The sequence below is a fragment of the Hymenobacter coalescens genome (assembly GCF_054783195.1).
The window spans coordinates 145,453-158,717 of sequence record NZ_BAAGRA010000026.1 but is presented as its reverse complement, the minus strand read 5'-3'; the positions used below and the strand labels follow the sequence as shown (position 1 = coordinate 158,717).

14 protein-coding genes are annotated in these 13,265 nt (G+C 66.3%); 8 read left to right on the top strand and 6 right to left on the bottom strand.

What is annotated here, in order from left to right:
- Positions 1-121 precede the first annotated feature (121 nt).
- Together ACYVKQ_RS22355 and ACYVKQ_RS22350 are read left to right on the top strand one after the other, a co-directional pair.
- Positions 122-991, top strand: coding sequence for a nuclease A inhibitor family protein (locus ACYVKQ_RS22355; protein WP_460677593.1), 870 nt, complete (start codon positions 122-124; stop codon positions 989-991).
- A gap of 124 nt (positions 992-1,115) precedes the next feature.
- Positions 1,116-1,520 (top strand): hypothetical protein, encoded by a 405-nt coding sequence (locus tag ACYVKQ_RS22350; RefSeq protein WP_460677592.1) that lies wholly within the window; start codon positions 1,116-1,118, stop codon positions 1,518-1,520.
- A gap of 75 nt (positions 1,521-1,595) precedes the next feature.
- Here the strand turns inward: ACYVKQ_RS22350 and ACYVKQ_RS22345 are convergent, their stop codons facing one another.
- The 3 genes from ACYVKQ_RS22345 to ACYVKQ_RS22335 form a co-directional block, all read right to left on the bottom strand.
- Positions 1,596-3,047, bottom strand: coding sequence for a DNA/RNA non-specific endonuclease (locus ACYVKQ_RS22345; protein ID WP_460677591.1), 1,452 nt, complete (start codon positions 3,045-3,047; stop codon positions 1,596-1,598).
- A gap of 172 nt (positions 3,048-3,219) precedes the next feature.
- Positions 3,220-4,116, bottom strand: a complete 897-nt coding sequence (locus tag ACYVKQ_RS22340; RefSeq protein WP_460677590.1) for an anti-sigma factor — start codon at positions 4,114-4,116, stop codon at positions 3,220-3,222.
- A gap of 8 nt (positions 4,117-4,124) precedes the next feature.
- Positions 4,125-4,679, bottom strand: coding sequence for an RNA polymerase sigma factor (locus tag ACYVKQ_RS22335; protein WP_460677589.1), 555 nt, complete (start codon positions 4,677-4,679; stop codon positions 4,125-4,127).
- 189 nt (positions 4,680-4,868) lie between these two features.
- Here ACYVKQ_RS22335 and ACYVKQ_RS22330 point away from each other — a divergent pair, with 189 nt between their 5' ends.
- A complete protein-coding gene (locus tag ACYVKQ_RS22330) occupies positions 4,869-6,266 on the top strand; it encodes an NAD-dependent succinate-semialdehyde dehydrogenase (RefSeq protein ID WP_460677588.1) in 1,398 nt (465 codons plus the stop codon).
- 83 nt (positions 6,267-6,349) lie between these two features.
- Here the strand turns inward: ACYVKQ_RS22330 and ACYVKQ_RS22325 are convergent, their stop codons facing one another.
- The 3 genes from ACYVKQ_RS22325 to ACYVKQ_RS22315 form a co-directional block, all read right to left on the bottom strand.
- Positions 6,350-7,117: a YdcF family protein gene (locus ACYVKQ_RS22325; RefSeq protein ID WP_460677587.1), complete on the bottom strand. Its 768-nt coding sequence runs from the start codon at positions 7,115-7,117 to the stop codon at positions 6,350-6,352.
- 139 nt (positions 7,118-7,256) lie between these two features.
- Positions 7,257-7,610: a thioredoxin family protein gene (locus ACYVKQ_RS22320; RefSeq protein WP_460677586.1), complete on the bottom strand. Its 354-nt coding sequence runs from the start codon at positions 7,608-7,610 to the stop codon at positions 7,257-7,259.
- Between the two features lie 240 nt (positions 7,611-7,850).
- A complete protein-coding gene (locus ACYVKQ_RS22315; RefSeq protein ID WP_460677585.1) occupies positions 7,851-9,623 on the bottom strand; it encodes a DUF885 domain-containing protein in 1,773 nt (590 codons plus the stop codon).
- Between the two features lie 140 nt (positions 9,624-9,763).
- Here ACYVKQ_RS22315 and ACYVKQ_RS22310 point away from each other — a divergent pair, with 140 nt between their 5' ends.
- The 5 genes from ACYVKQ_RS22310 (at position 9,764) to ACYVKQ_RS22290 (ending at position 13,227) form a co-directional block, all read left to right on the top strand.
- Positions 9,764-10,309, top strand: a complete 546-nt coding sequence (locus ACYVKQ_RS22310; RefSeq protein ID WP_460677584.1) for a heme NO-binding domain-containing protein — start codon at positions 9,764-9,766, stop codon at positions 10,307-10,309.
- 72 nt (positions 10,310-10,381) lie between these two features.
- Positions 10,382-10,720, top strand: coding sequence for an arsenosugar biosynthesis-associated peroxidase-like protein (locus tag ACYVKQ_RS22305; protein WP_460677583.1), 339 nt, complete (start codon positions 10,382-10,384; stop codon positions 10,718-10,720).
- 110 nt (positions 10,721-10,830) lie between these two features.
- Positions 10,831-11,883 (top strand): arsenosugar biosynthesis radical SAM (seleno)protein ArsS, encoded by a 1,053-nt coding sequence (gene arsS, locus ACYVKQ_RS22300; RefSeq protein WP_460677582.1) that lies wholly within the window; start codon positions 10,831-10,833, stop codon positions 11,881-11,883.
- Positions 11,884-12,003: 120 nt separating this feature from the next.
- Complete coding sequence (locus tag ACYVKQ_RS22295; RefSeq protein ID WP_460677581.1) at positions 12,004-12,528, top strand: rhodanese-like domain-containing protein; 525 nt, start codon at positions 12,004-12,006, stop codon at positions 12,526-12,528.
- A 45-nt stretch (positions 12,529-12,573) separates the two neighbouring features.
- Entirely contained in the window at positions 12,574-13,227 is a 654-nt protein-coding gene (locus ACYVKQ_RS22290) for a TIGR04282 family arsenosugar biosynthesis glycosyltransferase (RefSeq protein WP_460677580.1), read from the top strand.
- The last annotated feature ends 38 nt before the right edge of the window (positions 13,228-13,265 follow it).

Sequence of the window (13,265 nt, the reverse complement as noted above, 5' to 3'; positions counted from 1 at the left end):
GGGCGAAGCCACGGCTTCGCCCTTTTGCGTTTTGCCCCGTACTTTGACGGCCGGCATGGTCATGCCCTCGGAGGGCCGCGCAAAGCGCCCTTGCCCGTTCACTACCTCACCCATTCACCTCATGCCTTCCATCTTTTCGCGCATCGTCGCGGGCGAGCTGCCCGCCTATAAAGTGGCCGAAGACGAGCACCACCTGGCCTTTCTGGACATTACGCCGCTGGTGGAAGGCCATACCCTGGTCATTCCGAAGCGCGAAGTAGACTACATATTCGATTTGCCGGCCGAGGAGCTGGCGGCCCTGCACCAGTTTGCCCAGCGCGTGGCCAAGGGCGTACGGGCGGCCGTGCCCTGCAAGCGTATCGGCGTGGCCGTCATCGGCCTGGAAGTGCCGCACGCCCACATTCACCTGATTCCGATGAACCAGGTGTCGGACATGAACTTCGCCAACCCGAAAATCAAAGTGCCCGAAGCGCGCATGCAGGAGCTGGCGGCTGCCATTGCGGCCCAGGTGCCGGCCGCCGCGGGCGCTGCCCAGGCCCGCAAAGCCCCGCTGGGAAGCAAAGCGGAGCGCGAAACGGCCGCCGCCGTCCCCGCCGCGGCCGATGACACCCTGCCGCAGCTGCGCCCGCTCACCGAAGGGCTCTACTACCTGAGTGAGTCCGACTCGCCGCTGACGCCCGTAAGCCTGCCCGCCCCGGCTGGCGAGCTGACGCCGCAGGCCCTGCGGCAGGCGCTGCAACTGCCCGCCGACACGGCCGTGGAAACCCAGGATCTGATGGTGTTTCTGCGCAACCACACGGCCGACGACGGCGTGCTCGGCGACGTGGAACTGGCCAACCGCTTCAAAGCGCTGCAGATGTTTCTCAAGCAAGAGCTGGAAGATACCCAGGTGTACCGCGTGGGCAAGGGCCCGCAACTGGAAGCGTATGCCCTGGGCAAGACGCGTGACGGTCAGCTGGCTGGCTTTAAAGTGACCTTGACTGAAACCTGATCCGACTGGATGACAGTGGAGTAGGCGGAGAGTGGTACAATAATTGGGAGACGTGCACAAGCAAGATCCGGGTATCGGCGTTGCTGCGTAGGTAAATCGTTCTCCTGTATTCCATTCCACCGTTATGCTCAACCATTACGTCCTGGCGGCGCTGCTCCTGATTGGGATAAGTACCGCCAGTCAGGCCCAGGAAGCCACCCCGGCACCCCCGTCAGACCCGCCCGCCACGGCCGTGGGCGGCCCCGTACCCGCCAATGTGGAAGACTTCGTGCGCCACGAAACCAAGGGCGGCGAACTGGACTTCGACAAGATACTGGCCGCGAAAAAGCAGACGGTGTTTCTGCACGACGGCAACATGTACAGCAAGCGCGAATACGCGCTGGTGCTGTGGGGCATGCGGGTAAAAGCCCTCGGGCTACCTTCGGCGGAGCGCGCCTGCGCCGTGTACGCGCTGGCCAGCAACCGCACCCTCTCGCCGGCCGAAAAGCGGGCCCTGACCAACGGCTTCGAAAGCGGCAGCCAAGAGTAAGGTGAGTTGCTGCCCAAGTAAAAAAGCCCCGCCGGACACACGTCCGGCGGGGCTTTTTCCTGCTGAGTGCCAAGTTCAGCGCGTGGGGCCGTTGTCGACCCGGGCTTCGAGGCGGGCCTGCACGTCGAGGGGCAGCTTGCTGAGCAAGTCCAGGCCGGTAGCGTTTTCGATAGCGTCGACGCTCACGCGGTACCGGCTCCAGTCGGGCGCTACCGCGTTATCGTTGGGCGTGTCGATGGCAATAACGCGGGCTGCGCTGGTAGCGAGGCGTTGGAGGTCGTTGTCGCCCTCGGGCAGCACCACCAGCACCTTCCACACGCGTTTGGGCACCGTCACGCGGCCGTTGTCGAGGGTTTGAGCAAGGCCGTTGGCGCCGGTGCCGCCGCGGCCGTAGCTGCCCATTAGCACGTACACCTCGTGGCCGGCCTGCACCAGGTCGCGGCCGTATTCCTCGAGGTTGTTCCAAGTGCGCTGGTTGTTCATGGGCGCCTGGGGAATCATGTTCGTCATCAGAAAGGTCGCCGAATTGTCGTCCAGGTCGTAGTTGCGGTCGGCGGAGGGGCAGTTGTGGCCCTTGTCGAAACCAGATCCGGCGTAGGAGCGCGACGTGACCGGGTACCAGCCGCGGGGCAGGGCCGGGTCGGGCCGGAAGTCGTCCTGGCGCGGGGCCGAGCCCAGCCAGGCTTTGCTCAGGTGCCACACCACCCAGTTCGGAATGCCCCGGTCGCGGGAGTAGCTCAGCGCGAACTGCGGCTTCACCATCAGGTAGTTGTTGGGCGACGCGTCGGGGTTGGATGTCGCGCCGCTGGGGTTGCCCAGCGCAAGCGGGTCGTCGCGGCGGGCGGTGCCAGCTGCAGCAGGTGCGGCGGGCGGATTTGCCGGTCGGGTACCGCCCGGCGCCGGCTGGGCAGCGCCATTGCCGGCTACAGCAGGCGGGGCGGTGCCCGCCTTGTAAGGCTCCACCGCGAAATCGTCGATGTTGAGGCGGTCGTCGCCGCCGTCCACCTTCCGGATTTCCAGCCGCAGCGGGCCGGGGCGGTTCACCACCACGGTAGCGGGCAGGCCGGGGCCTTCCACCTTCAGCTCGGAGCCGGCGGGCTGCCAGCTGCGGCCGCGGTCGGCGGAATACCACAGCTGCCAGCGCACGGAGCCATCCTGGCCGTAGCTGGCGTGGAACACGCGCACGCGGCCCGCGCCGCCTGGCAGATCAAAGCGCATCTGGGCGCGGCCCTTGCCGCGCAGGCGCAGGGCGCGCTGGCCGTGCTTGTGGTCCTGCTCGGAGGTGCCAATGAGCGCGTCGTCGAGCAGCCACTTGCCCGTAGCCAAGGGCTCTTCGGCGGCGCCATACGCCCCCTTGCTGCCGGTTTCGAAGTCTTCGGTGAGTGGCCGGCTCGTCTGCAGCACTGTGGCGGCAGCGGCGGTGGGCGGCGTTGCTGTGGTGGCTGCGTCGTCGGTGCGTTGAAAGCAGGCGGCCAGCATACCGCTGAGCAGCAAGGCCGAAAGCAGGGGGGAAGAAGTAAGGTGCATAAGCAGGATGGGCTGGGGCGCAAGATAGGCAACCGTTTTGGGGTGGCGGCCGGGCAAATCAGCCCGCGTGAGCTCCTTTGCCGGTACGTGACGACCCGGCAGCCCACAAAAAAGCCGGGCCGCTGACAGCAGCGGCCCGGCTTTTTTGTGGGCGTTGTTGCGGAAGGTTAGGTTAGTTTACCAGCTGGCCCATCACCGTGAGAGCGGCCAAGGTGGGGGTGGGGTGGCCGCCGGCATCCTCCAGCGTCACGGCAAAGGCCTGGGCGCTGGGAATGTCCTTCATGCGCTGCAGGCTGTCGCCGGTAGCGGTGTGCTCGGCCAGCATGCCCGCGTCGAGGGGCTTGCCGTTGTCGAGGGCCCAGAGCTGGTACTGCTTGCCGGCGGGCGGGGCGGGCAGGTTCTTGACGTCGACGTACACGGCGCGGGTAGCGGGGTTGTACATGACGCGGGCGCGGGCCCCCGGCGCCTGGGGCGTGCCGGTCATGACCACCATGCGGAACTGCTCGCTGCGCAGCACCCCGATTTCGGCGGTGCGGGCAGCCAGGCGCTTCTGCACCGCCTGCGTAGTGGCCGCGTAGCGCGCCTGCTCCGACTGGGCCAGGACCAGCTGATTTTCGGAGCGCTGCCAGCGGCTATAGAACAGCCAGTTGGCGCCCAGGCTCAGCAGCAGCAGCACGGAAGCGGCCACGGCCAGCCAGCGGTAGCCGCGGCCCGTGCCGGCCTCAGCGGCTGGCATGGGCCGCACCACGGCCTCGGGTTGCTCGTAGCGCGCCGGCTCGGGCGTAGAAGGGGCAATCGGGGTGGCAGGGGCAGTGACTGGCTCAGCCGCCGGGGCCTGCCGGATGGCTTGCTGCCAGCCGCCCAGCACCCGCTCGCGCATGCCGGCCGGCGGCGTCACGGCGTGGGCTTCGGCGTAGCCGCCCAGGCTGCGCTGAACCCCGGCCAGCTCGGCCCGGATTTCGGGGTACTGCGCGGCGAGTCGCTCCACCTCGGCGGCTTCGGCCGGGGTAAGCTGCTGCAGCGCGTACAGCTCGAGTTGTCCTGATTCGATGTATTCCTCGATGTTCACAGCTCAGGTTATCGGATCAGTTTGGAAAGTACTTTAATGGCGGCGCGTGCGCGGGTTTTCACGGTTCCTAGCGGCAATTGAAGCTCCTCGGCTACCTCGCTTTGGGTGTAGCCTTCGAAATACAGCAGGTCGACTATCTGACGCTGTTCGGGAATCAGTTGGCGCGTGATTTCCTGCAGCCCGATGTGCTCGGGCCGGAAGGTAGGAACGGCGGGCTGACGCTCGGCAGGACTATCGTCCAGTGGCTGACTGCGAGAACCTACGCGGTACTGGCGGGAGCGGATTTTGTCGATGGCTAAATTTCGGCACACGTTCAGCACCCACGTAAACAGCCGCCCCTTGGACGCGTCGTAGCTCTGAAACGAATGCCAGATTTTAACCATCCCTTCCTGCAGTACATCTTCGGCTTCTTCCTCGCGGCGCACGATGCGCAGGATGACGCCGTAGAGGGCCGCCGAATACTTGTCGTAGAATTCCGACATGGCGGCCTCGTCTTGGGCGCGTAGCCTGGCTACGAGCTGTTCTTCGGCAATGGATGGCGGCTCGGGTAGCAAACTGGTCACGGTGTGGTGAAAATTCCCGGCGCGGCGGTGGGGGCCGCAGACGGGGCGGTCAAAAGTAAGGACAAAACGCCGACGACGATGGCAGCATCCGCTAACCGGGGCGGCAAAGGAAAAGTTATACGCGGCATCGGCCTGCGGGCTGCGTACGTACTTTACGGGCCGACGTTACCCGGACATGCCTAGCTACTTATGCCCATCGAATCCTACAACCCCTACACCGGCCGCGTGTGGCGCCGTTTTCGCGCCTTTTCCTGGGCTCAGACCGAGCGCATCCTGGCCCAAAGCCACCGCGCCGCCGCCCGGTGGCGCACCACTTCGTTCGAGGAACGCGCCCGGCTGATGCGCCGCGCCGCCCAGCTGCTGCGCGAGCGGCAGCACGAGCTGGCCCGCCTGATGGCCCTCGAAATGGGCAAGCCCGTGCCCGACGGCCGCGCCGAAGCCCAAAAGTGCGCCCTGTGCTGTGACTATTACGCCGCGCACGCCGAGGAATTTCTGTCCGACGAAGAAATCAAGACCGAGGCCCGCCGCAGCTTCATCAGCCACGAGCCCCTGGGGGTGGTGCTGGCCGTGATGCCGTGGAATTTCCCGTTCTGGCAGGTGGTGCGCTTTGCCGCCCCGGCCCTGATGGCCGGCAACGTGGGCCTGCTCAAGCACGCCTCCAACGTGCCGCAGTGCGCGCTGGCCCTGGAAAAAATCTTCCACGACGCGGGCTTTCCACCCGCCGCCTTCCGCACCCTACTCATCGGCTCCGACCTGGTGGGCCGGCTGATCGAAGACGACCGGGTGCGGGCCGTCACGCTCACCGGCTCGGAACCCGCCGGGGCGCAGGTGGCCGCCACGGCCGGCGCCCAGATCAAAAAAACCGTGCTGGAGCTCGGCGGCTCCGACGCCTTCATCGTGCTGGCCGACGCCGACCTGGCCCTGGCCGCCAAAACGGCGGCGCAGGCCCGCATGATCAATGCCGGGCAGAGCTGCATCGCCGCCAAGCGCTTCATCGTGGAAAAACCGGTGGTCAAGGAGTTTATCAGCCAGCTGAAAACACACCTGCTGGCAATGCGTACCGGCGACCCGCTGCGCGAAGACACGCAGTACGGCCCGCTCGCCCGCCCCGACCTGGCCGACGAGCTGACCGAACAGGTGGAAGATTCCGTACGGCAGGGCGCCAAGGTGGAGCTGTTTGGCGGGCAGTCCAAGCCGGGCACGGCCCTGTTCCGGCCCGTGATTCTGTCGAACGTGAAGCCGGGGCAGCGGGCCTACGCGGAGGAGCTGTTCGGGCCGGTGGCCCTGGTGCTGGAGGCCAAGGATGCCCGGGATGCCGTCCGGCTGGCCAACGACTCGCGCTTCGGGCTGGGCGCCTCCATCTGGACCGCCGACGTAGAGCGTGGCGAAGAGCTGGCGCGGCAGGTAGAAGCCGGTGCTGTGTTTATCAACGCGCTGGTCAAGTCGTCGCCCGAAATGCCCTTCGGCGGGGTGAAGAAGTCGGGCTACGGCCGCGAGCTATCCTACCTGGGCATCCGCGAATTTGTCAACCAGAAGTCGGTGTGGGTGGCCGGAGAGGCGCCCGTCGCTAAGAAAAAGGTGGAGTAAGTGGTGAGGTTGCGAGTGTCGGGCCGCTTGCGCGGAATGCGCGGCTTCGGCCTCCCAAACGTCAAACTCACCGCCTCACCGTCTCACGCGTAGCCCAGCACGCGGTACACCACGTAGCCGCTGATTTCGTGGAGCAGCAGGCTCCAGCGCGTCAGCGCGTCGGCGTCGGGCACGAGCCAGTAGTGGGGCGAGGTGCTGCGGTCGGTGGTGACGAACCCGGCCGGAAAGGCTACCGGCTGCAGTCCCACGCGGCGAAAGCAGCCCAGGGCCCGGCGCTGGTGAAAGGCCGAGGTGACGAGCACCACGGAGCGCAGCTCGGGGTGACCAGCCAGCATTTCCTTGGTGTAGAGGGCATTTTCGCGGGTGTTGCGGCTGCGCTCCTCCAGCAGCATGTGCGCGGCGGGTACGCCGGCCAGGCGCAGCAGAATGTACAGCTCGCGGGCCTCGGTGCGCGCCGTGGGGCCGTTGAGGGCACCCGAGCCCCCCGAAATCAGGATGCGCCGGATGCGGCCGGCGCGGTACAGCCACAAGGCGTTGGTCAGGCGGTCGGCGCCGCGGCCCAGGTACACCCGGTCGTGCGGCGACTTGCGCCCGTCGCCGATGCCGGTCAGCAGCACGCCCACGTCGTGGTGGCCCAGCGCCCGGAGCCGTACGGGCGGCAGCTCCCAGGCCAGCAGCGCCTCGTTGACCAGGGCGTTGTTGGTGCCCACTACCAGCAGCAGCAGCGCCGCCAGCAGCAGGGCGCGCCGCCGCCGGGGCCGGCGCGTGAACAGGGCCGCGGCCAGCAGGGCCAGCAGCCACAGGGCCGGCAGCAGCAGAAAGTTGAGCAGTTTGGAGAGCAGGAAGAACACCCGGCAAAGCTAGGCGCCCGACCGAAAAGTCGCGGCCATCCGGCCAGACGAAGCCCGGCCACGACGGACTTTTTACCGCGGGTAATATTCGGATGAATGCGAGGACGGCGCCGATTACCCGGTGTCGGTGGGGCCTTTACTACGTGAGCGGCATGAACGCGCGCAGGCGGTCGAGCATCTGGCGGACCTGCGCCTCCGAAGTAAGCGCGTCGCACTCCAGCAGCTGGCCCTGGCAGTAGCTCACGAAAAAGGGTGCGACTTTTTCCTGCATCAGCTTTTTGGCCACGGGGTTTTCATCCGAATTCAGGCGCAGAAACACGATGCCGCGGTACGGCTCGTCGTCGGCAAACCGGGCAAAGGGCGGAGCCAGGGTTTCGCAGGTGGGGCAGTTTTCGGAGGTGAACTTGGCAAACACCTTCAGGTGGTCGTGGGTCAGGTGGCGCAGCCCCTCGTCGTCGGTATCGATTACGCGCAGGCGGTCAGCTTCTTTCATGGGAACGGGCGGGGGCTAGAGCAGAAAGGACGCCTGTGGTACGAAAGTTTGATTGATGTGGCTCGGCCCGAGTCGCGGGCCGTTCTCGCGGCACGGGCCCGCCGCGGGTGCCGCCAAAGCCTACCGCCCGCCGTGCTCCGATTTGGCTCGGCACGGCGGGCGGTAGAGAAAACATTGCGCCGGGGCGCTGAGCAGAGCTGTCCAGGCGGCAAGGCCGCTGAGGCAATGGGCAGTGCGGCGTTAGCGCAGCATCATCTGCCGGATGTACTTTACCGGGGCGCTGCCGTAGCTCAGAAACTGCTCGTTGAAAGTCTTCAGGTCGAACTTCTCGCCCTGCTTCTTTTTCAGCTCTTCCCGCAGGTCGTAAATCTCGGTGTAGCCGGTGAAGTAGGAGCTGAGCTGCACTTGGCTGAGGGTGGCGCGGCGCCACTTGTTGCGGGCTTCGGCCTCTTCCTGGAAACCGTCGCGCTGCAGCAGCCGCACCGCTTCGGCCTCCGAAATATTGCCCGTGTGCACGAGGTGGTCGAGGATGGTGTTCAGTGTCACGCGCATGTTCCACTTGTCCCACATCAGCCAGATTTCGTCGGTGCCGCCGGCGTAGCCGCTTTCCAGCATCATGCGCTCGGCGTACACGGCCCAGCCCTCGATCATGGCCCCGTTGCCGAGCACCGCCTTGATGATGCTGGGGGAGCGGTTGGCGTACACCAGCTGGGTGTAGTGGCCCGGAATGGCCTCGTGAATGTTCAGGATCTGCAGCGTGTACTGGTTGTACTCACGCAGGTAGCTTTCGGCCTGCGCCGCCGGCACGCCGTCGAGCGGCTCCACGTTGTAGTACGTATCGGCCCCCTTGTCGTACGGCCCCGGCGCCGACACCGACGCCCCGGCACCCGAGCCGCGCATGTACAGCGGCGTTTCGCGCACCACCAGCGGCTTGGAGGGGTCCTGGGTGAGCAGTTTCTTGTCGTCGACGAACCGCACCAGCTCGGGAATCTGGGCCCGCACCGCCGCCACGAAGCCCTGCGGCGTGGTGTGCGTGGCCGAGAGCTTCGTAATCACTTCCCGGATGCGGGTGAGCGTGTCGGCGGGCAGCGGCTGGCCCGGCAGGTACTTGGGCCAGAGGCGGGTGGCGCGCACGGCCATGTCGGCCAGCAGCTCCTGCTTGTGGCGCTGGGCTTTCTGGTACACCTCGTCGGCCGAGGCGTTGGCCACGATGTCGTAGCGGAATTTCTGGTCGAAGAGCTTCTGGCCGATGCGGAAGCTGCGCTTGGCTTGCGGGCGCAGCTCCTCGTCGAGGAAGCGGACGTAATCCTGGATGGCGTCGCGGGTGGTTTCAATGCGAGCGAGCAGCTCGGTTTTTTCGCGCGCCGTCAGATCGGCCTTGGCCACCGAGTCGCGCAGGGGCTGCCCGAAGACTTCCAGCCCGCCGCGGTTTTGCAGGATGGCCAGCTCCAGGTGCTCCCGGGTGGGGTTCTGGAGGTTGTTTTCGGCGGCCGCGTAATACTCGGTGGCGCGGTTGATTTTGGCCGAGATGCTGCGCAGGCGCTGGGCCAGCGGCTGGTAGCGCCCGTTGAGGATTTCGGCCACCGGCTCGCTCAGGTTGTACTGGGCCGGATTCCACTCCCAGCTGCGCAGCGTGTCGTTGTACCAGCGCGTCGAGCGCAGCTGGTTCACCATCAGCAGGTAGTCGGTTTGGTTGTGGGCCGATAGCTCCTCGAACCGGAAACCCTGCAGCTCCTGCAGGCCGCGGGCAGCGGCCTGATTTTCCACCTGCCGGCGCCCGGCGGTGGGCAGCACCAGCACGGCGTCGTACTTGTGGAAGCCCTGCGAAGAGGCCCAGCCGGGGTTGTAGTACCAGAGCGAATCGATGAACCGCTCCTTGTAGCGGTCGAAGCCGGTGTCGGCGGCCGAAGTCTGGGCCGCGTCGCGGTCGGACTTGCGCTGGCAACTGGCGGCGGCCAGCGTGCCCGCGGCGGCAAAACCCAGCAGCAGGGTGCGGGCGTAACGTGGGGTCATAAACGGAGTTGGTGGAAAACGCTTGCGGCAGGCAAGGTAGCGGCAAAAACACAGCAGACCCGCGCGGGCTGCACCGCGCCGCCAACCCAGGTGGCCCGTACTCTTCGCGCAATTGCGCATTTTTACCTTTTCATCTCTCTATGCACGGCACCATCTTTACGCTGCTGAAGCGTTACGTTCAGACGCAGTACGACCACAGCACCTGGATTCGCCTCGTGGAAGCTGCCGGCATCGGCCCCGCCGACTTCGACCACAAGCACGTGTACCCCGACGAGCAGATGTTTGCGCTGGTGGGCACGGCCGCCGAGATGACCGGCATTCCGGCGGCGGAGCTGCAGGAAAAGTTTGGCGAGTACCTCGTGCCCGACCTGCTGTACATGTACGGCAAGCTGCTGAACCCCAGTTGGCGCACCCTGGAAATGCTCGAGCACACCGAAAACGTAATGCACCGCCGCGTGCGCCAGGAACACGAGGAAAACGCCCCGCCCGTGCTCGACGTGCGTCGTACCGGCCCCGACGAAGTGGTGGTCGAGTACGTGTCGGCCCGCCGGATGGGGCCGCTGGCCGTGGGCATTGTCCGCGGATTGGCCGTGTACTTCGACGAGGCCGAGCGCATCAGCATCGAGCCCACCACCCGCGACGACGGCCGGCACGTGCACATCCGGGTGCAGCGCCGCCCGGAGTAGCGCTTCAGCCGGCATCAGCCGGCGGCCGCCCCCGAATCCAAACCGCCCGTCCCTTCGTTTGTTGACCCCGATATGGAAAAGAGCACCTACTACAACCCCGCCGACCTGGCTAAGTTTGGCAACATCACCGAGTGGCAAGCCGAAGCGGGCCGTAAGTTCTTCGACTACTACGGCGAGGTATTCAAGGAAGGCGCCCTCACGGAGCGCGAAAAAGCCCTGATTGCCCTGGCCGTGGCCCACGCCGTGCAGTGCCCGTACTGCATCGATGCCTACACCACCGACTCGCTGCAGAAAGGAGCCGACGAAGCCCAGATGATGGAAGCCGTGCACGTGGCGGCCGCCATCAAAGGCGGCGCGGTGCTCGTGCACGGCGTGCAGATGATGAACAAAGCCAAGGAGCTTTCTATGTAATGTGGAAGAATGTGGGCAATGTGGCACTGTGAAAAACTGACCGGTCACGAAGCCGACGGAAATCATTTCTCCCATTTCCACATTATCCATATTCCGCCCATTCCGACCCCATGAAAAGCCTTCACGCCCAGCAGCATCCTTTGGCCGACACCGGTTACCAGCTTACCGTGCTCAACGCGGCGCAGACGAGCGGGCAGGCCTGGCCGGCCTTTGGCGCCAAGCTGCGCGAAACCGGCCTGCTGCCGCTGCGCCCCACCGGCATCAGCACCCTGCAGCTGAACGTGGGCAAGATGTGCAACCAGACCTGCAAGCATTGCCACGTCGACGCCGGGCCCGACCGCACCGAAATCATGACCCGCGAAACCATGGAGCAGTGCCTGCAGGCCCTGCGCCTGGCCCCCGACATGCAGGTGGTGGACTTGACGGGCGGCGCGCCGGAGATGAACCCGGACTTTCGCTGGCTGGTGGAGCAGGTAGCGGCCCTGGGCCGGCAGCTCATCGTGCGCTGCAACCTGACCATCATCGTGGCCAACAAGAAGTACCACGACCTGCCGGCGTTCTTCGCCCGGCACGGGGTGCGGGTGGTGTCGTCGCTGCCGCACTTTTCGGCCGGCCGCACCGACGCGCAGCGCGGCGAAGGCGTGTTCGAGCGCAGCATCCGGGCCCTGAAGATGCTCAACGCCGTTGGCTACGGACAGGAGGGCAGCGGGCTGGTCCTAGACTTGGTGTACAATCCTTCGGGCGCCTTTCTGCCCGGCTCGCAGGCCGGGCTGGAGCGCGACTTCAAGCAGCGCCTGCGCCGGGAGCACGGCGTGGAGTTCAACGGGCTGCTGACCATCACCAACCTGCCCGTCAGCCGCTTCCTCGATTACCTGGTGGAAAGCGGCAACTACGCTGCCTACATGGACAAGCTGGTGCAGGGCTACAACCCGGTGGCCGCGGCCAACGTGATGTGCCGCAGCACGCTGTCGGTGAGCTGGGATGGGGGCCTGTACGATTGCGACTTCAACCAGATGCTGGAGCTGCCCGTGGAGGCCCGCGCCCCGCAGCACATCCGCGACTTCAACCTGGCCCGGCTCAACGAGCGCAGCATCGTGCTCAACCAGCACTGCTACGGCTGCACGGCCGGGGCCGGCTCCAGCTGCGGCGGCGCCACGGTGTAGTGTATAGTTGATGGCTGATTGTTGAATGGTTAATTGTTAATGAATGATTGCTAGACGTTCACTCGTCCAAAAAAACAACCAACAATTCAACAATCAGCCATTAACAATCATCAACCAACCTTGAAACGACTGTTGCTGATGTGGTCTGCGCTGCTGGCCCTGGTGGGCTGCGGCTCGGCCCAGCCGACGACGCCCGCGGGCGTTTCGCCGGCCTACGCTACGCTGCTCAAAACCCTCTACAAAGGCTCCGTACCGACGCTGTCGGCCGAGGAGCTGGCGCGCCTGCGCCGGCAGCGGCCCGCCCTGACGGTGCTCGACACCCGTACCCCGGCCGAGTACAACGTGAGCCACCTGGCCGGGGCGCGCCTGGTGGACTACGACGCCTTTTCGGCCGCCGCCGTGCGCGACCTGCCCCGCGAGCAGCCCGTGGTGGTGTATTGCTCGGTGGGGGTGCGCTCCGAGCGCATCGGCGAGCAGCTCCGCGCCCTGGGCTTCCGCGACGTGCGCAACCTCTACGGCGGCCTTTTCCAGTGGGCCAACGAAGCCCGGCCGCTGGTCGACGCCCGCGGGGCCACCCAGCGCGTGCACCCGTACTCGGCGCTCTGGGGAGCCTGGCTTACCCGGGGCGAAAAAGCCTACCACTAACGGGCTGATTCGGAGCAGGAGCTCGTGCTGGCGTGCCAGTCCGTTGTGCCTCTTTACCGCCATCGGCTCATCAGCCTGCGCAACCAGATTACCCCGTTGAAACCAGACCACCTGCTCATCTTTGCCCGCTACCCCGAGCTGGGAAGAGTGAAAACGCGCCTGGCCGCCGAGCTGGGCCCCGATGCTGCCCTGGCCGCCTACCGGCAGCTGCTCTACCATACCCAAGCGGCGGTGCGGCCCCTCACGGCCGGTCGCACCCTCTGGCTGGCGGCCCCGCCTCCGCCCGCGGCCGGCCCGCTGTGGCCCGGCGTACCGCAGCGCGTGCAGCCCGCCGCGGCCGATTTGGGCCAGCGCATGGCTCACGCTTTCGAAGACGCTTTTGCGGGGGGCGCCCAGCGGGTGGTCATCATCGGCACCGATTGCCCAGGGCTGAGCACCGCGCTGCTGGAGCGGGCCTTTCAGGAACTGCACACCCACGACGTGGTGCTGGGGCCGGCCCACGACGGCGGCTACTACCTGCTGGGCCTGCGCGCCCCGCAGCCGGCCCTGTTCGCGGGCATTGCCTGGAGCACCGAGGCGGTGCTGCGCGACACCTTGGCCATTGCCGCCCGGCAACACCTGGCGGTAGCCCAGCTGCCCACCCTGCGCGACGTGGACACCGCCGCCGACTGGCGCGCCTGGCAGCAAAGCGCGGGGTAGGGGCCGCGGGCGCTACCTTTGGCCTTTCTGTTGCCCCA